Origin of the sequence: Zoogloea sp., from assembly GCF_041908905.1 — a bacterium.
Classification (GTDB): Bacteria; Pseudomonadota; Gammaproteobacteria; order Burkholderiales; family Rhodocyclaceae; genus Zoogloea.
In genome coordinates this window covers 67,370-92,178 of the sequence record NZ_JAYREK010000004.1, presented here as the reverse complement: position 1 = coordinate 92,178, position 24,809 = coordinate 67,370, and the positions used below count along the sequence as shown (strand labels likewise).

General features: G+C 70.1%; 20 protein-coding genes. 16 read left to right on the top strand and 4 right to left on the bottom strand.

Going from position 1 to position 24,809, the window contains the following annotated elements; all coding sequences use genetic code 11:
- Positions 1-10: 10 nt before the first annotated feature.
- The 4 genes from murU (at position 11) to mgtE (ending at position 5,031) form a co-directional block, all read left to right on the top strand.
- Entirely contained in the window at positions 11-694 is a 684-nt protein-coding gene (gene murU, locus ACE3OU_RS04455) for an N-acetylmuramate alpha-1-phosphate uridylyltransferase MurU (protein ID WP_374240403.1), read from the top strand.
- Positions 695-717: 23 nt separating this feature from the next.
- The gene (locus ACE3OU_RS04450) at positions 718-2,049 is read left to right on the top strand and encodes an aminopeptidase P N-terminal domain-containing protein (protein WP_374240338.1); all 1,332 of its coding nucleotides are present in this window, start codon (positions 718-720) and stop codon (positions 2,047-2,049) included.
- On the top strand, positions 2,036-3,178 hold the full coding sequence (locus ACE3OU_RS04445; protein WP_374240337.1) for an FAD-dependent monooxygenase: 1,143 nt from the start codon (positions 2,036-2,038) through the stop codon (positions 3,176-3,178). The genes ACE3OU_RS04450 and ACE3OU_RS04445 overlap by 14 nt, the downstream gene beginning before the upstream one ends.
- Before the next feature lie 410 nt (positions 3,179-3,588).
- Positions 3,589-5,031, top strand: coding sequence for a magnesium transporter (mgtE, locus tag ACE3OU_RS04440; RefSeq protein WP_374240336.1), 1,443 nt, complete (start codon positions 3,589-3,591; stop codon positions 5,029-5,031).
- Positions 5,032-5,066: 35 nt separating this feature from the next.
- Here the strand turns inward: mgtE and ACE3OU_RS04435 are convergent, their stop codons facing one another.
- Positions 5,067-5,939 carry an EamA family transporter gene (locus ACE3OU_RS04435; RefSeq protein ID WP_374240335.1) on the bottom strand — a complete coding sequence of 291 codons (873 nt, stop codon included), beginning with the start codon at positions 5,937-5,939 and terminating at the stop codon, positions 5,067-5,069.
- A 62-nt stretch (positions 5,940-6,001) separates the two neighbouring features.
- Between ACE3OU_RS04435 and ACE3OU_RS04430 the strand changes: the two genes are divergently transcribed.
- Entirely contained in the window at positions 6,002-6,529 is a 528-nt protein-coding gene (locus ACE3OU_RS04430) for a MarR family winged helix-turn-helix transcriptional regulator (protein WP_374240334.1), read from the top strand.
- A gap of 181 nt (positions 6,530-6,710) precedes the next feature.
- On the opposite strand, the gene hemL is transcribed toward ACE3OU_RS04430, so the two are convergent.
- From hemL to ACE3OU_RS04415, 3 genes are read right to left on the bottom strand one after another with little or no spacing between them, the layout of a single operon-like run.
- Positions 6,711-7,997: a glutamate-1-semialdehyde 2,1-aminomutase gene (hemL, locus tag ACE3OU_RS04425; RefSeq protein WP_374240333.1), complete on the bottom strand. Its 1,287-nt coding sequence runs from the start codon at positions 7,995-7,997 to the stop codon at positions 6,711-6,713.
- Entirely contained in the window at positions 7,994-8,632 is a 639-nt protein-coding gene (gene thiE / locus ACE3OU_RS04420) for a thiamine phosphate synthase (protein ID WP_374240332.1), read from the bottom strand. Before thiE ends, hemL begins: the two co-directional genes overlap by 4 nt.
- A 3-nt stretch (positions 8,633-8,635) precedes the next feature.
- Positions 8,636-9,478 (bottom strand): hydroxymethylpyrimidine/phosphomethylpyrimidine kinase, encoded by an 843-nt coding sequence (locus ACE3OU_RS04415; RefSeq protein ID WP_374240331.1) that lies wholly within the window; start codon positions 9,476-9,478, stop codon positions 8,636-8,638.
- A gap of 117 nt (positions 9,479-9,595) precedes the next feature.
- On the opposite strand from ACE3OU_RS04415, the gene ACE3OU_RS04410 reads away from it, so the two are divergent.
- The 11 genes from ACE3OU_RS04410 to ACE3OU_RS04360 all read left to right on the top strand — a co-directional run bounded on the left by ACE3OU_RS04410 (position 9,596) and on the right by ACE3OU_RS04360 (position 24,782).
- Positions 9,596-9,748, top strand: coding sequence for a rubredoxin (locus tag ACE3OU_RS04410; protein WP_374240330.1), 153 nt, complete (start codon positions 9,596-9,598; stop codon positions 9,746-9,748).
- An 82-nt stretch (positions 9,749-9,830) separates the two neighbouring features.
- On the top strand, positions 9,831-10,232 hold the full coding sequence (locus ACE3OU_RS04405) for a PleD family two-component system response regulator (protein WP_374240402.1): 402 nt from the start codon (positions 9,831-9,833) through the stop codon (positions 10,230-10,232).
- Between the two features lie 19 nt (positions 10,233-10,251).
- On the top strand, positions 10,252-10,617 hold the full coding sequence (locus ACE3OU_RS04400) for a PleD family two-component system response regulator (RefSeq protein WP_374240329.1): 366 nt from the start codon (positions 10,252-10,254) through the stop codon (positions 10,615-10,617).
- Between the two features lie 9 nt (positions 10,618-10,626).
- Complete coding sequence (locus ACE3OU_RS04395; protein WP_374240328.1) at positions 10,627-11,142, top strand: chemotaxis protein CheW; 516 nt, start codon at positions 10,627-10,629, stop codon at positions 11,140-11,142.
- Positions 11,143-11,192: 50 nt separating this feature from the next.
- Positions 11,193-13,316, top strand: coding sequence for a methyl-accepting chemotaxis protein (locus tag ACE3OU_RS04390; RefSeq protein ID WP_374240327.1), 2,124 nt, complete (start codon positions 11,193-11,195; stop codon positions 13,314-13,316).
- Positions 13,317-13,371: 55 nt separating this feature from the next.
- On the top strand, positions 13,372-19,476 hold the full coding sequence (locus tag ACE3OU_RS04385) for an Hpt domain-containing protein (RefSeq protein ID WP_374240326.1): 6,105 nt from the start codon (positions 13,372-13,374) through the stop codon (positions 19,474-19,476).
- A 78-nt stretch (positions 19,477-19,554) separates the two neighbouring features.
- Entirely contained in the window at positions 19,555-21,528 is a 1,974-nt protein-coding gene (locus tag ACE3OU_RS04380; RefSeq protein WP_374240325.1) for an RNB domain-containing ribonuclease, read from the top strand.
- 18 nt (positions 21,529-21,546) lie between these two features.
- Positions 21,547-22,488 (top strand): energy transducer TonB, encoded by a 942-nt coding sequence (locus ACE3OU_RS04375; protein ID WP_374240324.1) that lies wholly within the window; start codon positions 21,547-21,549, stop codon positions 22,486-22,488.
- Between the two features lie 7 nt (positions 22,489-22,495).
- Positions 22,496-23,188: a monofunctional biosynthetic peptidoglycan transglycosylase gene (gene mtgA, locus ACE3OU_RS04370; RefSeq protein WP_374240323.1), complete on the top strand. Its 693-nt coding sequence runs from the start codon at positions 22,496-22,498 to the stop codon at positions 23,186-23,188.
- 326 nt (positions 23,189-23,514) lie between these two features.
- A complete protein-coding gene (gene dusB, locus ACE3OU_RS04365; protein WP_374240322.1) occupies positions 23,515-24,543 on the top strand; it encodes a tRNA dihydrouridine synthase DusB in 1,029 nt (342 codons plus the stop codon).
- Positions 24,540-24,782, top strand: coding sequence for a helix-turn-helix domain-containing protein (locus ACE3OU_RS04360; protein WP_374240321.1), 243 nt, complete (start codon positions 24,540-24,542; stop codon positions 24,780-24,782). Before dusB ends, ACE3OU_RS04360 begins: the two co-directional genes overlap by 4 nt.
- Positions 24,783-24,809: the final 27 nt, after the last annotated feature.

The following is a 24,809-nucleotide window of genomic DNA, read 5'->3' as shown; positions in this document are numbered from 1 at the left end:
CATGAAAGCCATGATCCTCGCCGCCGGCCGCGGCGAACGCATGCGCCCCCTCACCGACAGCTGCCCCAAGCCGCTGCTGCCGGCCGGCGGCAAGCCGCTGATCGTCTGGCACATCGAGCGCCTCGCCGCAGCGGGGATCCTTGATCTCGTCATCAACCACGCCCACCTGGGGCAGATGATCGAGGACGCCCTCGGCGACGGCGGCGCCCTTGGCGTGCGCATCCGCTACTCGGCCGAAGGCACGGCCCTCGAGACCGCCGGCGGCATCGCCCGCGCCCTGCCGCTGCTCGGCGACGCGCCCTTCGTCGTGATCAACGGCGACGTCTTCGCCGACGCCGACCTCGCCGCACTTGGCCACGCCGCCACAACCCTCTCGGCCGACGGCCCCCTCGCCCACCTGCTGCTGGTGCCCAACCCCGCCCACCACCCGGCCGGCGACTTCGGCCTGCTGCCGGACGGCCGCGTGTGCGACGACGGCCGCGGCGAGCGCCTCACCTTCGCCGGCCTCGGCGCCTACCACCCGGCCCTGTTCGCCGGCGTCGCCCCCGACCAGCCCGCCAAACTTGCCCCGCTGCTGCGCGCCGCGATGGCCGCCGGCCGCGTCACCGGCGCCCGCCACGACGGCCGCTGGGTCGATGTGGGCACGCCGGCCCGCCTCGCCGAACTCGACGCCCAGTTGCGGCATCCAAGCTGACACCCCACTCCCCGGTTCCCGCCATGCCCCTCGACATCGCCCCCTTCCAGGCCCGCCGCGCCCGGCTCCTGCAGACCATGCAGGAGGCCGGCGGCGGCGTCGCGATCATCCCGACCGCCCCCGAGCGCATCCGCAACCGCGACACCCACCACGGCTACCGCTTCGACAGCTACTTTTATTACCTCAGCGGCTTCCGCGAGCCCGAGGCGGTGCTGGTGCTGATCGCCGGCGACACGCCCAAGAGCCTGCTGTTCTGCCGCAGCAAGGACATCGAGCGCGAGATCTGGGACGGCTACCGCCACGGCCCCGAGGCCGCCCGCGAAACCTTCGGCTTCGACGAGGCCCACCCCATCGCCGAGCTCGACGGCAAGCTGGCCGAGCTGCTGCTCAACCAGCCCACCATCTTCTACTCAATGGGCTACGAGCCCGACTGGGACCGCCGCCTCACCGACGCTCTCAACCGGGTGCGCGCCCAGGCCCGCAGCGGCCACCAGGCGCCGGCCCAGATCCGCGACGTGCGTGGCCTGATCGACGAGATGCGCCTCGTGAAGGACGACAGCGAGATCGCCACCATGCGCCGCGCCGCCGCGATCACCGCCGGCGCCCACCGCCGCGCCATGCTCACCGCCCGCCATGGCGCCTGGGAGCACGAGCTCGAGGCCGAGCTGCTCCACGAATTCCGCCGCCACGGCAGCCAGGCCCCGGCCTACGGCAGCATCGTCGCCAGCGGCCCCAACGCCTGCGTGCTGCACTACGTCGAGAACGACCGCCAGATGCAGCACGGCGAGCTGATCCTCATCGACGCCGGCTGCGAGCTCGACGGCTACGCCTCCGACATCACCCGCAGCTTCCCGGTGAATGGCCGCTTCAGCGGCCCCCAGAAGGCGGTGTATGAGCTGGTCCTCGCCGCCCAGGCCGCAGCCATCGACAAGGTCCGCCCCGGTCTCGACTGGAACGCCGCCCACGACGCCGCCACCCGGGTGCTCGCCCAGGGCTTCCTCGACCTCGGCCTGCTCCAGGGCAGCCTCGACGGCGTGCTCGAATCCGGCAGCTACCGCCAGTTCTACATGCACCGCACCGGCCACTGGCTGGGCCTCGACGTGCACGACGCCGGCAGCTACCAGACCGGCGGCCAGTGGCGCCTGCTCACCCCCGGCAACGTGCTCACCGTCGAGCCCGGCGCCTACATCCGCCCGGCCGAGGGCGTGCCGGAGGCCTTCTGGAACATCGGCGTGCGGATCGAGGACAACGTGCTGGTCACCCCCGAGGGCCACGACATCATCACCATCTCCACGCCCAAGACCGTCGCCGAAATCGAAGCCCTGATGCGCGAGGCCCCCCATGCCCAGGCATGACCTGATCATCGTCGGCGCCGGCCCGGTGGGCATGACCCTGGCGCTGGCCCTCAAGGATTCCGGGCTCGACATCCTGCTGGTGGACGCCCGCGCCCGCGGCGCCGCGCGCCACGACCCCCGCGTGCTGGCCCTCTCCCACGGCAGCCGGCTGACCCTCGAGCGGCTCGGCGTGTGGGCGCAACTGCGCGCCACGCCCATCGAGACCATCCACATCTCCCAGCAGGGCCGCCTCGGCCGCAGCCTGCTCAGCGCCGCCGACTACGGCCTGCCGGCGATGGGCTACGTGGTGGCCGCCGGCGACCTGGCCGCGGCCCTCGACGACGCCCTCGCCGCCGCCGGCATCCCCATCCTCGACCACAGCAGCGTCGCCGGCCTCGCCGCCGGCGCCGACGACGTGATCGTCAGCCTCACGGGCGGCAACCCGCTGACGGCCCGCCTGGTGGCCTGCGCCGAAGGCAGCATCGACGGCGACGACGCCCCCGAGCTCGTCGAGCGCGACTACGCCCAGCACGCGGTGATCTGCGTCGCCACGCCCGTCGAGGGCCACGCCCACCGGGCCTGGGAGCGCTTCACCCCCCAGGGCCCGCTGGCCGTGCTGCCCTGCGGCCACGACTGCGCGATCGTGCACACCGCCGACCCGGCCGAAGCCGACGCCCTGATGGCCCTCGACGACGACGCCTACCGGGCCCGCCTGCAGGCCCACTTCGGCGACCGCCTGCACTTTGCCGCGGTCGGCCCGCGCGCCCGCTACCCGCTCAAGCTGCGCTACCGTCCGAACCCCGTCGGCCAGCGCACCGTGTGGCTCGGCAACGCCGCCCAGACCCTCCACCCGGTGGCTGGCCAGGGCTACAACCTGGCCCTGCGCGACGTGTGGGCCCTCGCCCAGGTGCTGCTGCGCGCCGACGGCGACCCGGGCGCCGCCGACACCCTGGCCCGCTACGCCGACGCCCGGCGCCTCGACCGCCAGGGCACGATCCGCTTCACCGACGGCCTGGTGCGCCTCTTCAGCAATGCCATCCCCCCCCTCGCCCACGCCCGCGGCGCCGGCCTGTTCGCCCTCGACCTGCTCCCGCCGGCGCGGCATTTTGTGGCCAAGCGGATGATGTTCGGAGCGCGAGCCTGGCCGTAGGGCAAATGGGTGGGCGCGCCTCTCAGGTCTCCGAGACCCCCGCGAGCCAGCCCCGGCCCCTTTTATGCCCCAAAACGGGGCATGGAAGCCTCCCGGTGAACCTCCGTTGGCATGGCGCGCCCCTCTCGCGCCCCGACGTGGGGCAATAGAGGGTCGCGCAGACCCTCTGTTGGGCATCCCGATACCCAGCATTGCCTGAAACTGAGGCAACCTAGCCCCCCGCAGCCCCTTCGCCGTCACGCCCGATGCCATGCCTGGCTCGCCACGGGGCCGCTCCGCCACCCACCTGCCCGCCACGGGGCCGCCGCACGCCGAAAAGCATCAAACCCGGGTCGCCGCGGCGCAGCAAAGGCCGTAGAATCCGCAACCTGCGCGCCACCCGAGGCGCCGCCCTCCGCGGGATGCCGAGCATGGCCGACAACGACGATCTCCAGCACCACGACGACCTCGACAGCCACGTGCGCGAGGTGCAGCAACTGCTTGCCCGCCACAAGCTGGTGGAGGAGCTCGTCCATCGTCAGGAGATGCCCCGTCACGCGCTGGTCGAGAGCCTGGTGCACAAGCAGCACATCCAGGAGCTGACCCACAAGCTCGACAGTCTGCACTCCGCCGACGTCGCCCACATCCTCGAGGCGCTCCCCGTCGAGGAGCGCCTGTTCGTCTGGGATCTGGTCAAGGCCGAGCGGGACGGCGAGATCCTGCTCGAAGTCTCCGACGCGGTGCGGGAGTCCCTCATCGAGTCGATGGACCCGGACTCCCTGCGCGCCGCCGCCGAGCAGCTCGACGCCGACGAGCTGGCCGACCTGGCGCCCGACCTGCCCCACGAGGTGATGGAGGCGGTCTACCAGGGCCTCGACCAGGAGGAGCGGGAGCAGCTGCGCGCCGCGATGTCCTACCCCGACGACTCGGTGGGCGCGCTGATGGATTTCGAGATGGTCACCGTGCGCGAGGACGTGAGCCTCGAGGTGGTGCTGCGCTACCTGCGCCGCTTCGACGAGCTGCCCGACCACACCGACCAGCTCTTCGTGGTGGACCGGGATGAACACCTGCGCGGCGTGCTGCCGCTGGACAGGCTTCTGATCAACGACCCGGAGACCGTGGTCGGCGAGATCATGCTCACCGACACCCTCACGCTGGAACCCGCCGACGAGGCCGAGACCGCGGCCCAGGCCTTCGAGCGCTACGACCTGGTGTCGGCGCCGGTGGTGGATTACCACCGCAAGCTGGTCGGGCGGGTCACCGTGGCCACGGTGGTGGACTTCATCCGCGAGGAAACCGAGAACGAGCTGCTCAGCCAGGCCGGCCTGAAGGAAGGCGAGGACATCTTCGCGCCGGTGTGGGACTCGGTGAAGAACCGCTGGGCCTGGCTGGCGGTGAACCTCGTCACCGCCTTCGTCGCCAGCCGGGTGATCGGCGCCTTCGAGGAGTCCATCGAGAAGCTGGTGGCGCTCGCCGCGCTGATGCCCATCGTCGCCGGCATCGGCGGCAACTCGGGCAACCAGACCATCACGATGATCGTGCGCGGCATCGCGATGGGCCAGGTGCAGGACGACGCCCTGTCCCGCCTGCTCAAGAAGGAGATGGGCGTCGCCCTGGTGAACGGCCTCGTGTGGGGCGGGCTGCTGGGCGTGCTGTCGTGGGTGCTCTACGGCAGCGCCAAGCTCGGCGCGGTGATGACCGCCGCGATGACCCTCAACCTGCTCCTCGCCGCCTTCGTGGGCGTGATGGCGCCGATGATCCGCAGCCGGCTGGGGCAGGACCCGGCGGTGGGCTCCAGCGTGATCATCACCGCCGTCACCGACTCCGGCGGCTTCTTCATCTTCCTGGGGCTGGCGACGATCTTCCTGATGTAATCGCCGCCCGCGGACAGACAAGCAGTCGAAAGGTCTCACCCGCGCCGGGCGGCGGTCCATTGCACCGCAAGAACGCTCGCCAGCACCACGACCAGCCCGGCCAGCGCCGAGCCCGTCAGCGACTGGGAGAGCAGCACCCAGCCCAGCACCACCGCCGTGAGCGGACTCAGCAAACCGAGCGAAGCCACCGCCACCGTTGGCAAGCGGGCCACGCCGCGGAACCACAGCGCGTAGGCGATCAAGGCGCCGGCCAGACTCAGGTAGGCGTAGGCCGACAACTGAGACAGCGTGAGCGCCGGCAGCGGCCCGTCCGCCAGCCAGGCCACCGGCACAAGCATCAGCCCACCGATCAGCAGTTGCCAGCCCGTGAGCGCCAGCACCGGCAGATCCAGCCGCCAGCGGTGCGTCAGCCATACCCCCGCCGCCATACAGGCCGCGCCGAACAGGGCTGCGGCAATGCCCACCGGCTCATAGACCGTCTGCGGCGACAGCAGCAGCACCGCCATGCCTAGCACGCCCGCCAGGGACGCCCACAGCGTGACACGGGACGGCGTACGGCCATCCACGGCCCAGGCCAACACCATGATCAGCAGCGGCTGGATGGCCCCCAGCACGGCCGCCAGGCCGCCCGGCAAACGATAGGCCGCGATGAACAGTAGCGCCTGGAAGATGCCGATGTTCAGCGCGCCCAGCGCCATCAGGCGCCAGCCATCCCGCCGGGCAGGCAGCCGGCGGGTGAGCAACAGCAACAACAGGCCTGCGGGCAATGTGCGGATGAGGGCGGCGGTGAAAGGACGGTCGGGTGGCAGGTATTCCGAGGTCACGATGTAGGTCGAGCCCCAGATTGCGGGCGCCGCGGCGGTGAGCATGACATCGCGCCAATAGCGCCATGAAGCGGTGAGAGGCATGGCTTTATCTTCAATTCAAATTATCATGATGCTGAAAACAAATTAACTTGAAGTCAAGACAAATGAAGATCCAGGCCACGCCACACCCCACGGACACGGTGGATGTCATTCTCGAACAATGGCGGAGAGAGCGCCCCGACCTAGACCCCAGCCCGATGGGACCGATCGGACGCCTCGCGCGCTGCGTAGCCTTGCTGGCGCCCCGCCTGGAATCCTGCTTCGCAGGCTTCGACCTGAGCGCCTGGGAGTTCGACATGCTCGCCGCGCTGCGGCGCGCCGGCGCACCATACCGACTGAGCCCGACCGAGCTGTTTTCAACCTTGATGGTGACATCGGGCACCATGACTCACCGACTCAAACGCCTGGAAACCCGGGGGCTGGTGACACGCGAGCCCAACGCGGACGATGCGCGCAGCCTGCTCGTGCAACTGACTGGCGCCGGGCTGGCGCTGATCGAACGAGCCGTCAAAGCGCACCTCGAAAACGAACGCCGGATTCTGTCGGCCCTGCCGACCACGATGCTGGCGGATCTGGACACAGCCCTTTCCGCGCTGCTCCAGGCGCTGGAAGGCTCGCCCGGCGGCGACTGAGGCTGGACATCGGGCGACGCGCGCAGAGAGGCCGGCAATCTGCGCAGCGCCGGGGCCGGCGCGATGCCGCAAAAACACGCGCCCCATGAAAAAACCCGACTCCCTCGGCAGGAATCGGGTCTTTCAAACACCGCCAAGCGCCGAGCGGAGCCTGGCTGTTCAGGAGACGTGCGACGAAACGTCAGCCGGCGTTTGCGGCAAACCACTGCTCCGCGGCGGCGATGGTGCTGTCGATGTCGGCCTCGGCGTGGGCCGCCGACACGAAGCCCGCCTCGAAGGCCGACGGGGCGAAGTAATGGCCGGCGTCGAGCATCGCGTGGAAGAAGCGGTTGAAACGCTCCTTGTCGCAGGCCATCACCTCGGCGTAGTTCTGCGGCACGGCCTTTGCAAAGTAGAGGCCGAACATGCCCCCCACCGAGTCGGCCACAAAGCCGACGCCGTGCTGCGCTGCCGCCGCGTTGAGGCCGGCCACCAGCCGGGTGGTGCGCGCGGTGAGGGTTTCGTAGAAGCCGGGCCGGGCGATCTGCCCGAGGCTGGCGAGGCCCGCCGCCACCGCCACCGGGCTGCCCGACAGGGTGCCGGCCTGGTAAACCGGGCCAAGGGGGGCGATCTTCTGCATGATGTCGCGGCGGCCGCCGAAGGCGCCCACCGGCATCCCGCCGCCGATCACCTTGCCCAGCGTGGTGAGATCCGGCGTGATGCCGAACAGGCCCTGCACGCCCCGCGGGCCGACGCGGAAGCCGGTCATCACCTCGTCGAAGATCAGCACCACGCCATGCTCGGTGCACAGCCGGCGCAGCAGGTGCATGAACTCGGCGGAGGGGCGCACGAGGTTCATGTTGCCGGCGATCGGCTCGATGATCACGCAGGCGATCTCGCCACCGCGGGCCTTGAAGGTCTCCTCGAGCTGGGCCGGGTTGTTGTAGTCGAGCACCAGGGTGTGCTTGGCGAAGTCTTCGGGCACGCCGGCCGACGACGGGTTGCCGAAGGTAAGCAGGCCCGAGCCGGCCTTCACCAGCAGGCTGTCGGCGTGGCCGTGGTAGCAGCCCTCGAACTTGACGATCGCGTCGCGGCCGGTGAAGCCGCGGGCCAGGCGGATCGCGCTCATCGTGGCCTCGGTGCCGCTGGAGACGAGGCGCACCATCTCCATGCTGGGCAGCAGCTCGCACAGGCGCTCGGCCATCTCGATCTCGCGCTCGGTGGGCGCGCCGAAGGACAGGCCGTCGAGGGCCGCGCTGCGCACCGCCTCCACCACCACCGGGTCGGCATGGCCGAGGATCGCCGGGCCCCAGGAGCCCACGTAGTCGAGGTATTCCTTGCCGTCGGCGTCCCACACCCGGGCGCCCAGGGCCTTCTTGAGGAAGCGCGGCGTGCCGCCCACCGACCGGAAGGCCCGGACCGGCGAATTGACGCCGCCCGGGATGGTGCGCTGGGCGCGGGCAAAGAGTTCTTCGTTGCGACTGGTCATGCGGAGGTTTCCTGTGAGGGGCCTGGGAAGAGCCCGGCATAGGCGGCCGCGCGGGCCGCCGGGTCGGGAGCGGAGAAGACGTCGCTGATCACCGCCAGCAGCCTGGCGCCGGCGGTGACGAGCGGAGCGGCGTTGTCGAGGGTGATGCCACCGATGGCGGCCACCGGCAGGCCGAACCCGGCCTTCGCCCGGGCGAGCAGCTCGAGGCCGGCCCGGGGCGCGTGGGGCTTGGTGGGGGACGGATAGACCGCCCCGAAGGCCAGGTAATCGACCCCCGCCGCGGCGCCGGCCTCGGCCCGCGCCCATTCGTTGTAGCAGCTCACGCCGAGGATGCGGCCGCGGCCGAGGGCGCGCCGGGCCGCCGCCGGGTCGCCGTCGTCGCGCCCCAGGTGCACGCCGTCGGCGCCGATCGCCAGGGCCAGCGGCAGGTCGTCGTTGATGACGAGCGGCACGCCGGCGCCGCGGCACAGGGCCAGCAGGCGCTCGGCCTGTTCGCGGCGCTGCCTGGCGTCGGCGAGCTTGTTACGGTACTGGACGAGGGCCGGACGGGCCGGCAGCACGGCCGCCACGGCGGCGGCCAGGGCGTCGGCGTCCGCCATGTCGGGCGTGACGAGGTAGAGGCCGGGCGTGAACATCGGTCAGGTTTCGGAATCGTCGTCGAAGGAGCGGACCCAGAAGAAGCGGTCCGGGATGGACTGCCCCATGCCGGGGCGGAAGGCGGCCACCAGGCTCTGCCAGGTGAAGCCCTCGGCCTCGAAGACCGCCTGGGACACCTCGAGGCCATGGGCCAGCGCCCCGGCGACCGCCGAGGCCAGCGTGCACCCCGAGCCGTGGTAGCTCCCGGGCAGGCGCTCCCAGGCGTCGGCGCGCAGCACGCCGCGGCTGCCGTAGAGGGTATTCACCACCTGGGGCGTGTTGGCATGGGAGCCGGTGACCAGCACGTAGCGGCAGCCGGCGGCCAGCAGACGCTCGGCGCAGGTGGACATGTCGAGCTCGGCGGCATCTTCGTGGGGGCCGGCGGCCAGCCGGCGGGCTTCCATGGTGTTGGGGGTGATCACCGTGGTCTGGGGCAGGATCAGGGCGCGCATCCGCGCGAGCATCGCCTCGGAGGCGAGTTCGTCACCCCGCCCCGAGGCCACCACCGGATCGACGATCACCGGGATGTGGGGATAGTCGGAGAGGATCTCGGCGATCACCTCGATGTTCTCGACGCTGCCGAGCACCCCCAGCTTGAAGGCCTGCACCGGCATATCCTCGAGCACCGCACGGGCCTGCTCGGATACGAAATCGGCATCGACCGCGAGGACGTCCTCGACGCCGGCGGTGTCCTGGACGGTGAGTGCGGTGATCACGGTGAGCGCGTGGCAGCCCATGCCGGCGAGCGTCAGCATGTCGGCCTGGATGCCGGCGCCGCCGGTGGGATCGGCGGCCGCGAAGACCATGACAAGAGGTGGGGTGAGATCGTTGCGCTGTAGGGTCATTCAGGGAGACGAGGACGCACAATTTTAACTTCGACTGCGCTACCATTCACGATCCGTATGATTCTAGCCGAAATCACAGCGAGTCTCACCCACATGCCCTCTCCATACCAGTCCTGGATGTGCCAGATCTGCGGTTTCATCTACCGCGAGGAGGATGGACTGCCCAAAGAGGGTATTGCGCCCGGCACCCGCTGGGAGGATATTCCGGCCAATTGGGCCTGCCCGGATTGCGGCGCCCGCAAAGAAGATTTCAAAATGATCGCGATGTGAGGCGTATTCCTCAGCTGGCATTATTTGCGTCGCGTTACAGTTCACGCCGGTTAAGACATCGGCAAAACCCCGGAGACTGATGGTGAATCTCAGCGGCATCAAGGTCATGGTCATCGACGACAGCAACACCATCCGCCGCAGCGCCGAGATATTCCTGGCGCAGGCGGGCTGCCAGGTGGTGCTGGCCGAGGACGGCTTCGACGCCCTCGCCAAGATCGCGGACCACGCCCCAGACCTGATCTTCGTAGACATCATGATGCCCCGCCTGGACGGCTATCAGACCTGCGCGCTCATCAAGAAGAACCCGCGTCTCAAGGCCACGCCGGTGATCATGCTATCGTCCAAGGACGGTTTGTTCGACCGTGCCCGCGGGCGTCTCGCCGGATCGGACGAATACCTCACGAAACCCTTCACCAAGGAAAGCCTGCTCCGCTCGGTGGCCAACTACACGCACGGACGCAACAAGGCCTCCACGAACGATTGACTGTCAGAAGCCCGCACCCATGCCGATCAAGAAAATCCTCGTCGTAGACGACTCCCCCACCGAGCGTCTCGCCCTGTCGGAAGTGCTCGTCAAGAACGGGTACCAGGTCGTCACCGCCGAGAGCGGGGACGAGGCCGTCATCAAGAGCAAGACCGAGCGCCCCGACCTCATCCTGATGGACGTCGTCATGCCCGGCACCAACGGCTACCAGGCGACCCGCACCATCGTGCGCGACGACGCCACCCGCGACATCCCGGTCATCATGTGCACCAGCAAGGGGCTCGAGACCGACAAGATCTGGGGCATGCGCCAGGGCGCCTTCGACTACATGGTCAAGCCCATCGACCACCCGGCGCTCCTCGAGAAGATCCGGGCCCTCGGCTGAAAACACGTCATGGCCAAGCGGATCAGCCTCCACGAATTCCAGGCCGGGCTCGCCCGGCGCCTCGCCGACACGCGCGACAACCGCGCCCTGGCGCTGCTCGCCGTGCAGGCCGGCCAGCGCAACTGGCTGGTCGACCTCACCGAGGCCGGCGAGATCCTCGCCGTGCCGCCGCTCGCCACGGTGCCCCTCGCCGAGCCCTGGTTCCGCGGGCTCGCCAGCGTGCGCGGCAACCTCTTCGGGGTGGTGGACTTCGCCGCCTTCCATGGCGACCCCTCGATCGCGCCGGCCGGCCAGGCCCGCCTGCTGCTGGTCGGCGTCCGCCACGAACTCAACTGCGCGATCCTGGTGAGCCGGGCCCTCGGCCTGCGTTCCCTCGACGACTTCGAGGTCGTCTCCAGCCCCGCCCCCACCGAACCCCCGTGGGTCGGCGACCTGGTGCGCGACTCCCTCGGCACCCCCTGGACCCGCCTCAAGGTGGCCGAGCTGCTGAATCACCCGCGTTTTCTGGACGCCGCTCAATCATGAACCAACATTCTGGAGGAGCAGCGGGCCCCGCTCGCTGAACAAGGACGAACATGGCATTCAAGCTACCGGGACTGTCGCTGGGCGGCACCAAGGCTGCACCCCTTTCCATCATGGGCACCGTCGCCGACACCGGCGTCACCCAGGACTCCGCCGCGTTGCCGATGCTGCGCGGCAAGAGCGCCGCCGAGCAGTTGCGGATCCTCCGCATCCCCTTCCTGATCTTCGCCATCCTGACCACCGCGATGGTGCTGTACCAGATCCGGGTCAGCAGCTTCGGCACCGCCTACGTGGCCGGCGCCGGCCAGATGCGCACCCTCTCCCAGCAGATCGCCAAGGCCAGCCAGCTCGCCCTGCAGGGTGAGCCGAACGCCTTCGGCGAACTCGAACAGAGCCGCGCCCAGTTCAACCAGCTCCTTGCCGCGCTGACCAACGGCGGCGACATCAACGGCACCGGCGTGCCGGGCGGCAGCGGCGCCGTCGAGGCCGAGCTGGCCGCCGTCACCGAGCTGTGGCAGAAGACCGACGCCAACGCCGAGAAGGTTCTCAAGCAGAAGAAGAACCTCACCGCCCTCGGTGCCTCCGTCGCCAGCATCAACGCCAAGAACCCTCACCTGCTCGAACTCTCCGAGCAGATCGCCGCGCTCAAGCTGCAGGGCGGCGCCTCCGCCCGCGAGATCGCCACCGCCAGCCAGGTGGTGATGCTCACCCAGCGGATTGCCAAGAACGCCAACGCCCTGCTGGTCGCCAACGCGATCGACCCGGACGTCACCTTCCTGCTCGGCAAGGACACCAACACCTTCCGCGAGCAGCTCGAACAGCTCCAGAAGATGAGCGCCGAAGGCAGCGACGCCAAGGCCAAGCTTAGCGAACTCGAAACCGTCGCCAAGGACAACCTCGCCTCGGTCGCCGCGATCCTCGGCAGCGTCCAGCCGCTGGTCCAGGCCAAGCAGGCCGGCAGCCAGATCTTCCAGGACTCCAGCGCCCTCCTCGAGAAGACCACCGCGCTGGCCGAAGGCTACACCGGCGCCTACACCGGCTTCTTCACCTGGGTCTCGCTGGCGATCATCGTCTTCGCGCTGCTCGCCCTGGCCTGCCTGGCCCTGATGGCCAAGACCTACAACGACGACATCGCCCGCCGCCACAAGGCCGCCGAGCAGCTCCGCGACTCCGCCGAAGCCGAGCGCAACAGCACCCAGCAGGCCATCCTGCGCCTCATGAACGAGATGGGCGACCTGGCCGACGGCGACCTCACCGTGCGCGCCACCGTCACCGAAGACATCACCGGCGCCATCGCCGACTCGGTCAACTACACCATCGAGGAACTCTCGGTGCTGGTGCGCCGCATCAACGACGCCTCGCTCCGCGTGACCACCGCCACCGAATCCGCCCAGCGCACCTCCGACGAACTGCTCTCCGCCACCGAGCGCCAGGCCCAGGAACTCCGCCTCGCCGGTGAAACCGCCCAGAGCATGGCCAGCTCCATGAGCGCAGCCTCCGAAGACGCCCTGCAGTCCGCCCAGGTGGCCCGCCGCTCCCTGGAAGCCGCCCAGAAGGGTGCTTCCGCCGTGGAAGACACCATCAAGGGCATGAACGACATCCGCGAGAAGATCCAGGAAACCTCCAAGCGCATCAAGCGGCTGGGCGAATCCTCCCAGGAGATCGGCGAGATCGTCGAACTCATCTCCGACATTACCGAGCAGACCAACGTCCTCGCCCTCAACGCCGCCATCCAGGCCGCCTCGGCGGGTGAAGCCGGCCGCGGCTTCTCGGTCGTGGCCGAAGAAGTGCAGCGCCTCGCCGAACGCTCGGCCGAAGCCACCAAGCAGATCGGCGCGATCGTCAAGACCATTCAGACTGACACCGGCGATGCCGTGGCGGCCATGGAAAACGCCACCCGCGACGTGGTCGACGGCGCCCGCCTGTCCGAGACCGCCGGCCACGAACTGGCCGAGATCGAGCGCGTCTCCGCCGAAACCGCCAAGCTGATCGAACGCATCTCCGCCAGTACCGAAGTGCAGGCCAAGGCCGCCACCCAGGTTGCCGAAAAGATGAAGAACATTCTCGCCATCACCGACCGCACCACCGCCGGCACCCAGCAGACCGCCGTCTCCATCGGCGAGCTGGCCGACCTCGCGATCGAACTGAAGGGCTCGGTCTCGGGCTTCAAGGTCTGATCCCGCAGACCGCCAAGCCCCCAGACCTGGAACGGATTCCGACCGAAAAGCATCGATGAGCCCCGCACACGAACTCGACCTCGGTCCGCTGACCTGGGTCAAAGGCGAAATCGACCTGGCCCTCGAACGAGCGAACTCCGCGCTCGCCGAGGCCGGGTCGGCCCCGGACAGCGCCAGCAAGATCAAGTTTGCCCAGACCCACCTGCACCAGGCCCACGGCGCCCTCTCCATCGTCGGCCTGGACGGCCTGACCCAGTTCTCCGAGCAGCTCGACCGCCTGCTCGGCGAAATGGCGGGCGAACAGATCCCCGCGACGCCCGACCTGCGTCGCCTGGCCAGCCGCTGCATCGCGGCCATCGGCAACTACCTGGACGAACTCACCCGCGGCCAGCCCGACCAGGCCCTGCGCCTGTTCTCCCTGTATTGCGAGCTCACCGCTGCCCGGGGGCTCGAAGCGCCCACCGCCGGCGAGCTGTTCTTCCCCGACCTTTCCCAGCGCCCGGCCTTCAGCCAGCCGGCCGACACCAGCAACGACCCGAAGCGCCTGCGCAACCTGCGGGGGCGCTTCGAGCGGGGCCTGCTCAAGTGGTTCCGCAACGGCGACGACCCCTCCGGCCCGCAGGAGATGCGCGAGGCCGTCGCCGGCATCGAGAGCCTGCAGGCCATTCCCGCCTCGCGGGCCTTCTGGTTCGCGGTCACCGCCTTCTTCGAGGCCCTCGGCCAGCAGGCCATCGCCAGCGACGCCGCCGCCAAGCGGCTGTGCGGCCGCATCGACGGCCAGATGCGCCGCTTCATGGAAGGCTCGGCCATCGTCGCCGAGCGCCTGATGCGCGACGTGCTCTACCACGTGGCGATCGCCGCCGCCGACTCCCCGACCATCCAGGCCGTCCGCAACGCCTACAAGCTCAGTGACCTGATCCCCAGCGGCCGGCACGGCATCAGCGACATGCCCCTCGGCCCGGTCCTGCGCAAGCTGCGTGACGAACTCGCCGCCGCCCGGGAAGCCTGGGACCAGTTCTCCCGCGGTGGCGCCGTCGGCCTCCCGCGCTTCCAGGACGCCATCGCCTCCATCATCGACCAGGCCCGCGCCCTCGACCAGCCCGAAGTCGCCGAGATCGCCGCGGCCCTCGGCGACCTCGCCCGCTGGCTGCGCCAGGACCCGCTCCGCCTCACCGATGCGCTGTCGATGGACGTGGCGACGACGATGCTGCTGCTCGACACCCGCCTCGACGCCCACGCCCGGCCCGACCTCAGCGAGGACGGCCAGATCGGCACCCTGCTCGACCGGCTCCGCGCCCACCAGCGGGGCGAGCGCCTGAGCCCCCTCACCATCGTCGAGCACGACGCCCAGAGCCGCCAGGTCAACCGCCAGCTGGTCCACGAGATCCAGACCAGCCTGGCCGAGGTCGAACAAAGCCTCGACCGCTTCTTCCGTACCCCCACCCAGGCCGACGCCCTGGCCGCGGTCCGCGCCCCCCTCAAGCAGGTCGAGGGCGCCCTCTCGGTGATGAACGAGGACGCCGCGATGCGCCTGGTTCAGGACGCCGCCGCCCGCATCGCCACGCTGTCCGCCCAGGACACCGAGCCCGGCACCGACGCCTTCGAGGAAATCGCCCACCGCCTGTCGGCCCTCGGCGTGTACATCGAGGCCCTGCAGCACGGCCCGGCCGACCTCGAACGCATCCTGCACCCGGACGCCGGCAAGGCCCCGGCCGTCGACAGCATCGAGGCCGAGGTCGCCCAGCAGAAGCGCGAAACCGCCGCCCTCGCCGCCGCCCTCAAGGACAACCCGGACGATGTCGGTCTGCGCACCGAACTCCAGCTCAACCTCGAAAGCCTGCGCCAGGACGCCTCCCTGACCGCCGACCTCGAACTCGAGAAGCAGGCCCGCCAGGCCCTCACCCTCCTCGACGCCGGCGCGCTGTTCACCGAGGCCCCCCCGCTGCCCCAGACGCCGGCCGCGCCGGCCCTGTCCGCCCAGGCCACCCGCCTCCTCGACGCCAGCGAAGAGGAACTCGACGCCGAGCTGCTGGAAATCTTCCTCGAAGAAGCCGCCGATGTGCGCGAGACCATCGCCGCCCGGCTCGCCGAACTGGTCCGGAACCCCCACGACGTCGAGGTGCTCACCACCATCCGGCGCAGCTTCCACACCCTCAAGGGCAGCAGCCGCATGGTCGGGCTGCGGGACTTCGGCGAAGCCGCCTGGGGCATGGAGCAGACCCTCAACCACTGGCTGCGCCTCGAACTCCCCGTCGACGACGCACTGCTCCAGCTCATCCGCGACGCCCACGCCAGCTTCTCCGCGTGGATCGCCCAGATCAAGGCCGGAGCCGGCATCCACCAGGACGTCACCCCGCTGCTCGCGACGGCCGAACGCCTGCGCAGCACCGGTGAAAGTGCACCGGTCGAGGCGCCCACGCCGCCCGCCGCCCGGCCCGCGGCCCTCTCGGCCCCCGTCGCACCGGCCCCCGCGCCGGCCGTTCCGCCGGACATGGCAGCCACCCAGGTCATGTCGGACTTCAGCTTCGGCGCCCTCGAAGGCGCAGCCGACTTCGACCTGCCCGAACCCGAAACCACCGAGTTCGAAGCCTTCGAGGCCGCCGAACCCACCCCGGCCGCCCCGTCCCCCTTCCCCGACCTGCCCGATCTCGAGCTCGAGACGCCGGAGGTCGCGCACGAGCCCACCATCGAGCCCGCCCCGCCCCCGCTCGCCCAGCCCGCCGCCGACCTGAGCGTCGACCTCCCCGGCATGGCGTCCGAACCCGCGGCGGCCGACGCAGCCCTCGATTTCGATTTCGGCCTCGACAGTCCGGCGGCACCCGCCGAGCCGGTGCCCACCGAAACCGCCCTCGACATCGACTTCAACCACGGCGACGACCTCGACGTCTTCCCGCCGCTCGAAGCCACGCCCGCCGAGCCCCCGCTCGCCGAGACCTCCCTCGATTTCGACTTCGACCGCGGGGACTACCCCCTGCCCGCAGAAGCCGAACCCGCCGCCGCGGAGCCGCCGGCACCGGCCGAACTGCCGCTCACCGAGACCTCGATCGATCTCGACTTTGCCTTCGACGACGCCGGCGTGCCGGCCCTGCTGGAGGCCGGCCATACCGAAAGCCTCGAGCCGCCCCTGCTGCCCGAAGGCATCCTCACCGTCGACCAGGCCCTGGACGCCCTCGACACGGCGGAAGAAACCACCTTCGCCGCCGAACCGGCCGAGCAGATCGAAGCCTTTGAAGCGGTCGACGCCTTCGAAGCCGAACCTGTCGCCCCGGTTCAGGACGCATTCGAGCCCTCCGAGCCCTTCGCAGCCGACCTCGAAGCCCAGGCCGTCGCCGAGCCCGAGCCGGTCGAACCCGAGCCCGAAGAGCCCGTCGCCGAAGCACCCGCAACGCCCGAACCCGCCGCCGAACCGGAGCCCGAGACCACCGACGTCGGCCCCGACGAGGTCCGCCTCGGCAACGTCACCCTGTCCCGGCCGCTGTTCGACCTCTACCTGGTCGAAGCCCGCCAGCACGTCGCCACCCTGCGCCAGGAGCTCGCCCGCCTGGCGGTGAATACCGGCCTGCTGCCGGTCACCGCCGCGATCCGCGCCGCCCACACCCTGGCCGGCATCTCCGGCACCGCCCGCTTCGAGGCGCCCCAGAAGCTCGCCAAGGCCCTCGAACTCGCCCAGCAGCGCCTGGCCGACCACGACCAGGCCCCCACCCCCGACGAAGCCGCCCGGCTCAACGCCGCCGCCACCGCCCTCGAAGGCATGCTGGTGCAACTCGGCGCCCGCCAGCTGCCGCCGCCGGAGCCCGAGCTCGTCGCCAGCCTGGACGACATCCAGGCCGGCCCCCCGGCCCTCGCGTCCGGCAGCACACCCGCCGCCGCCGCGCCCCGCGGCCCCGAGCCCGCACCGGCGCCCACCGCGCCCCTGCTGCGCGACGAACTCGACGCCGACCTGCTGCCGATCTTCCTCGACGAAGGCAGCGAACTCCTCGACCAGCTCGGTGCCACGCTGCACAGCTGGCGCACCAGCCCCGACGAGCCGTCCCACCCCGCCGTCGTCGCCCGCCTGCTGCACACCCTCAAGGGCAGCGCGCGGATGGTCGGCGCGATGACCCTCGGCCAGAGCATCCACGACCTCGAAACCCGCCTCGACCGGGCCCGCCACCAGGAGGACGGCGGCCTCGAGATCATCGACGAGCTCGAGACCGCCCTCGACCAGACCCGCCAAACCCTCGACAACCTGGCCAACCCCCAGGCGGCCCAGCCCGCCGAGCCCGTCGAGGCCGCCGCCAGCAGCGCCGAGACGGCGGCGATCCAGGTCGACGCCGTCGCCCCGGCCCAGCCCGGCGACATCGCCGCCCAGGCCGCCCGCACCCAGCTGCGGGTCGAATCGAGCCGCATCGACCAGTTCGTCAACGAGGCCGGCGAGATCAGCATCGCCCGCACCCGCATCGAGGGCGAGCTGCGCACCCTGCGCCGCTCCCTGCTCGACCTCACCGAAAACGTCATCCGGCTGCGCAACCAGCTGCGCGAGGTCGAGATCCAGGCCGACACCCAGATGCAGTCGCGCCTGTCCCAGGTCGAGACCCAGCACACCGAGTTCGACCCCCTGGAAATGGACCGCTACACGCGCCTCCAGGAACTCACCCGGATGATGGCCGAGAGCGTCGGCGACGTCACCACGGTGCAGCAGAATCTGCTCAAGAACCTCGACGGCGCCGAAGTGGCGCTCCACGCCCAGTCGCGCATGACGCGGGAGCTCCAGCAGTCGCTGATGCACGTGCGCATGGTGCCCTTCGACAGCCTCGCCGAGCGTCTCTACCGCCTGGTCCGCCAGACCGCCAAGGAACTCGGCCGCCGCGCCAACCTCGACATCATCGGCGGCCAGATCGAAATCGACCGCAGCGTGCTCGAGGCGATGACCGCGCCCCTCGGCCACCTGGTGCGCAACGCCGTCGCCCACGGCATCGAGCCGCCGGAGGTGCGTCGCGCCGCCGGCAAGCCCGAGATCGGCCAGATCACCCTCAAGGTCACCCACGAGGGCAGCGACGTCGTGATCGAGTTCCGCGACGACGGCGCCGGCCTCGACTTCGCCCGCATCCGCGCCCAGGCCATCGCCAACGGCCTGCTCGGCGCCACCGAAGACGCCGACAACAAGCGCCTCACCAACCTCATCTTCGTGCCCGGCTTCAGCACCGCCAGCCTCTCCAGCCTGGCCGGCCGCGGCGTCGGCATGGACGTGGTGAAGAGCGAGACCGCCGCCGTCGGCGGCCGCATCAGCGTGGCCACCGACCCCGGCCAAGGCACCACCTTCCGGATCAACCTGCCGCTCACCCTGGCGGTCACCCAGGCCCTGCTGGTGCGCGCCGGCGAGCGCACCCTGGCGATCCCCTCGTCGATGGTCGCCCAGGTGCTGGAGCTCAAGGCCTCGGCCCTCGACGAGATCCGCAACAACAAGGGCACCGAGTGGCTGGGCGAGCACTTCAGCTACCGCTACCTGCCGCGCCTGCTGGGCGACTTCGAGTCCCAACCCCAGGCCGACCGCTTCAACTGGGTGCTGCTGCTGCGCGCCGGCAGCGAGACCCTGGCCCTCCACGTGGACACCCTGCGCGGCAACCAGGAAATCGTCGTCAAGAACGCCGGCCCGCAGTACGCCCGGATGGTCGGCTTCTCGGGCGCCACCGTGCTCGGCGACGGCGAGATCGTGCTGATCCTCAACCCGGTGGCCCTGGCCGGCCGCACGCCGGCCGCGGCCGACGACGGCCCGGTCGCGCCGCTGGCCGCCTCGGCGCCGAGCCAGCCCACCGTGATGGTGGTCGACGACTCGCTCACCGTGCGCAAGATCACCGGCCGCCTCCTCGAACGCGAGGGCTACCGCGTGGTCACCGCCAAGGACGGCGTGGACGCCCTCGAACAGCTGCTCAGCCTGCGGCCCGACGTGATCATCGCCGACATCGAGATGCCGCGCATGGACGGCTTCGACCTGACGCGCAACGTCCGCGCCGACCTGCGCCTGAAGGCCGTGCCGATCATCATGATCACCTCGCGCACCGCCGACAAGCACAAGCGCTATGCCGAGGAGATCGGCGTCAACCACTACCTGGGCAAGCCCTACGACGAAGACACCCTGCTCGATCTGATCCGCGGCTTCGTCGAACACGGGCCCGCCTGAGGCGGTCCGGCACATCGCATTACTGCGGGCCGGCCGCCGGCTTGGCTATAATTAAATGTTTTCCAGCCTGGCCACCCCATGAATCTGCTCTTCGAAGAGGATGGTGCCTTCAAGACCGGCACCATCCTGACCGACAACGACGCCTCCCTGCAGGTGGAAACGCCCCACGGCAAGCGCCTCAAACTGAAGAGCAACCACGTCCTGATGCGCTTCGCCCAGCCGTCCGCGGGCGACCTGCTGCTGCGCGCCGAAGCCGAGGCCGAGGGCCTCGAGACCGAGTTCCTGTGGGAAGTCTGCGGCGACGACGAGTTCGCCTTCAGCGACTTCGCCCGCGAATATTTCGGCCACGAACCGAGCCCGGTCGAATCGGCCGCGGTGCTGCTGCGCCTCCACGCCGCGCCGATCTATTTCCACCGCAAGGGCCGCGGCCGCTTCCGCAAGGCCCCCGCCGAGATCCTGCAGGCAGCCCTCGCCGGCCTCGAGAAGAAAAAACAACAGGCCGCCGCCATCGAGCGCATGCGCGACGAGCTGCTCGCCGGCACGCTGCCCGAAGAGCTCCGCCCGCTGCTGCGCCAGCTGCTCTACAAGCCCGACCGCAACCGTCTCGAGACCAAGGCCCTCGAAGCCGCCTGCGCCGAGAGCGGCAAGTCGGCCGCCCACCTGTTCCTCGACTGCGGCGCGCTGGGCTCCACCCACGAGCTGCACTTCGACCGCTTCCTGTTCGAATACTTCCCGGCCGGCACCGGCTTCCCGCCGGTCGAGCCGCCCGCCGAGCCCACGGATCTCCCGCTGGCGGCGGTGCGCGCGTTCTCCATCGACGACGCCGCCACCACCGAGATCGACGACGCCTTCTCGATCACCCCCACCGACGCCGGCTGGCGGATCGGCATCCACATCGCCGCGCCGGGCATCGGCTTCGGCCGCGACTCGGCCCTCGACGCCATTGCCCGCGAGCGCCTGTCCACGGTGTACATGCCGGGCAACAAGATCACGATGCTCCCGGAGGACATCGTCGCCCGCTTCACCCTCGGCGAAGGCCGCGACTGCCCGGCCCTGTCGCTTTACCTCGACGTCAGCCACGACCTCATCGTCACCGGCCACAGCTCGCGGGTCGAGCGGGTGCCGGTGGTTGCCAACCTGCGCCACCACGACATCGAGCCGGTCTTCAACGAAACCACCCTCGCCGAAGGCGGCCCCGACTTCCCCTGGAAGGCCGAGCTCACCCTGCTGTGGGAACTCGCCACCGTGCTCGAAGCCGGCCGCGGCAAGCCCGCCGCCAACCAGAACCAGGTCGACTTCAACTTCAGCGTCGACTGGAGCCAGACCACCGCCGACGGCCCCGGCCGCATCGAGATCGGGCGGCGCTCCCGCGGCTCGCCCCTCGACAAGCTGGTGGCCGAGCTGATGATCGCCGCCAACAGCACCTGGGGCAAAGCCCTCGCCGAGGCCGGCATCCCGGCCCTGTACCGGGCCCAGACCGGCGGCAAAGTGCGCATGACCACCGCCGCCGCGCCCCACGAGGGCCTCGGCGTCGACTGCTACGCCTGGTCCAGTTCGCCGCTGCGCCGCTACGTTGACCTGGTCAACCAGTGGCAGCTGATCGCCTGGGTGAAGGGCGAGGCGCCGGCCTTCCCGCCCAAGTCGCCCGACCTGATCGCCGCGATGCGCGACTTCGAGCTCACCTACGCCGCCTATGCCGAATTCCAGCGCGGCATGGAACGCTACTGGTGCCTGCGCTGGCTGCGCCAGGCTGGCCACCCTGCCATGAGTGCCCGCGTGCTGCGCGAGAGCCTGGTCCGCCTCGAGGCCATCCCGCTGATCTTCAAGGTCCCGTCGATGCCCACCCTGCCGCCGGGCACCCGCGTCCAGCTGGCCATCGACAGCACCGACCTGGTGGACATCGACGTCCGCGCCACCTACCTCGAAACCCTGGCCGAGGCCAGCGGCGAGGTGCTCGAAGACATCGACGACGCCGACCTTGCCATCGAGCCTGCCGAAGCCGCGGCGGCGGACGCCGGCGACACCCCGGCCGCGCCGGCGGCGGCCGCCTGAGACCAGGGCAAGCCGAGCATGCAGGCACCGCGCAAGCCGCCCCACGTCCAGCCCATGCCCCTCACCGGGCGGGGGGCGGGCGCCGAGTGGCCGGTGTTCGCCGGCACCACGGCGCGCTACGCCCTCGAATGGGGGGTCGGCCTGTCGCTGCTGCTCCACGCCCTGCTGCTCTCCATCCACTTCGCGATGCCCGACCTCGCGCGCTTCAAGGGCAAGAGCCTGGAGGTCGTGCTGGTCAACTCCCGCCACGCCCAGCGGCCGGACCAGGCCGACTTCCTCGCCCAGACCAACCTCGACGGCGGCGGCACCAACGACAAGCAGAACACGCCCCTCTCCACGCCGCTGCCGCCCCAGGAGCAGTCCCGCCTCGGCAACGGCCTCGTCGAGGCCCAGCGCCGCGCCGAGCCGACCCAGGCCGCGCAGATGCAGGCCATGACCGCCCGGCAGGGCAAGACCCCCATCCCGGTCGACGCCCGGCAGGTCACGCCGAGCGAGGCGCCGCGCCAGGCCTCGGGCTACGACCTGCTCGACAGCGCCGCCGCGGTGGCGCGCATCGAGGCCCAGATCGACAAGGACCTCCTCGACTACGCCGCGCGGCCGCGCAAGAAGTTCATCGGCGCGCGCACCCAGGAATACCGCTTCGCCCAGTACGCCGAAGACTGGCGCCAGAAGATCGAGCGGGTCGGCACCCTCAACTACCCCGAGGCGGCCCGCGGCAAGCTCTATGGCAGCCTGCTGCTGTCGGTCACCATCGGCGCCGACGGCAACGTGCTGAGCATCGAGATCCAGCGCTCCTCCGGCCACAAGGTACTCGACGAGGCCGCCCGCCGCATCGTGCAGCTCGCCGCGCCCTACCCCGCCTTCCCGCCGGAGATCCGCAAGGACACCGACGTGATCGAGATCACCCGCACCTGGACGTTCACCAACGCGGACATGATCAAGACCAGCTCCCGGGACTGACCCGCCCATGACCCGGCTCTGGCACTGGATCCGCCGCGGCCTGCTGGCCGTCGTGCTGCTCTTCGTGGCCTACCAGCTGTGGCTGCTCGGCCACGTGCTGTGGTGGAAGTGGATGCCCCCCGCCGAGACCAGCTTCATGAGCCTGCGCCTCGACGAGATCAGCCGTGACAAGCCCGACGCCGAGCTGCACTACCGCTGGGTGCCCTACGAGAAGATCTCGATCCACCTCAAGCGGGCGGTGGTCGCCGCCGAGGACGACACGTTCGTCGACCACGAAGGCTTCGACTGGGAAGGCATCCAGAAGGCCATCGAGAAGAACCAGAAAAAGGGCCGCATGGTGGCCGGCGGCTCGACGATCAGCCAGCAGCTGGCCAAGAACCTCTTCCTGTCGCCGTCGCGGAGCTATTTGCGCAAGGCCGAGGAGGCCATCATCACCGTGATGATCGAGGCCCTGTGGGACAAGCGGCGCATCCTCGAGGTCTATCTCAACGTGGTCGAGTGGGGCAACGGCATCTTCGGCTGCGAGGCCGCCGCCCAGCGCTACTACCGCCTCCCGGCCGCCCAGCTCGGCCCGGCCCAGGCCGCCCGGCTGGCGGTGATGCTGCCCAACCCGCGCAAGTACGAGAAGACCTACGGCCCGCGCCTCGCCGCCCACGCCGCACGCATCCAGGCCCGCATGCAGTATTCGGAAGTTCCCTGACAGCCACCCCAGCTGCGTCGCGGCCCGGCGCTTCCCTGGATGCCAACCACCCCCGGCGCCGCCGCTGCGCCGCGGCACCGCCCCCCGAGGGGGCCGCAGGGAAGCTTGGGACGGCCCGGCGCTTCCCTGGATGCCGACCACCCCCGGCGCCGCCGCTGCGCCGCGGCACCGCCCCCCGAGGGGGCCGCAGGGAAGCTTGGGACGGCCCGGCGCTTCCCTGCGCAAGCCCTCCGGCGCCTCTCGCGGGGCCTCCGGCGCATCGGCCCCCTGCCCTAAAAATGGGCAATGGAGTAGAATGTCGCGCTTTTCCCCCGCCGTACAAGCCGATGCAATTCGCCGGATTCACCTTGCGAAACAATCTGTTCGTCGCGCCGATGGCCGGCGTGACGGATCGTCCGTTTCGCCAGCTCTGCAAGAAGATGGGCGCAGGGCTCGCCGTCTCCGAGATGGTCACCTCCAACTCCCTGCTCTACGGCAGCGCCAAGACCCAGCGGCGCGCCAACCACGACGGTGAGGTCGACCCGATCTCGGTGCAGATCGCCGGCGCCGACCCGGCGATGATGGCCGAGGCCGCCCGCCACAACATCGACCGCGGCGCCCAGATCATCGACATCAACATGGGCTGCCCGGCCAAGAAGGTCTGCAACGTGATGGCCGGCTCCGCGCTGATGCAGGACGAGCCGCTGGTCGCGCGCATCCTCGAGGCCGTCGTCGGCGCCGCCGGCAACACCCCGGTCACGCTCAAGTTCCGCACCGGCTGGAACAAGGCCAACAAGAACGCCGCCACCATCGCCCGCATCGCCGAAGAGTCCGGCATCCGCCTGATCGCCATCCATGGCCGCACCCGCGCCTGCATGTACACCGGCGACGCCGAGTACGACACCATCGCCGACGTGAAGAGCCGCGTGCGCATCCCGCTGATCGCCAACGGCGACATCACCACGCCGCAGAAAGCCAAGTTCGTGCTCGACTACACCGGCGCCGACGGCGTGATGGTCGGCCGCGCGGCCCAGGGCCGGCCGTGGATCTTCCGCGAGATCGAGCACTTCCTCAAGACCGGCACCGAGCTCCCGCCGCCGCTGGTCTCCGAGATCCTGCAGGTGTGCAAGGACCACCTCGCCGACCTCTACGCCTTCTATGGCGAGGACACCGGCGTGAAGATCGCCCGCAAGCACATCAGCTGGTACACCAAGGGCCTCGTCGGCTCGGCCCAGTTCCGCAAGACCATGAACACCCTGCCCACCGTGCAGGCCCAGCTGGCCGCCGTCGAAGAGTTCTTCGGCAGCCTGGCCGACCGGGACAGCCGCCTGGTCTACGCCGAACCCGAAGAATTCCCCCAGGAGCTTGCAGCATGAGCAGCAGTACCAGCAACGACATCGCCGACTCGGTCTGCCGCGCCCTCGACACCTACTTCCGCGACCTCGACGGCGAGAAGCCCAACGCCCTCTACGCGATGGTGATCAAGAACGTCGAGAGGCCGATGCTCGAATTCGTCCTCAAGCAGGCCGGCGGCAACCAGACCCTCTGCGCGGAGATGCTCGGCATCAACCGCAACACCCTGCGCCGCAAGTTGTCCGAACACGAACTGCTCTGAGCCCTGCCCAGCCCCCTTTTCCGTCAT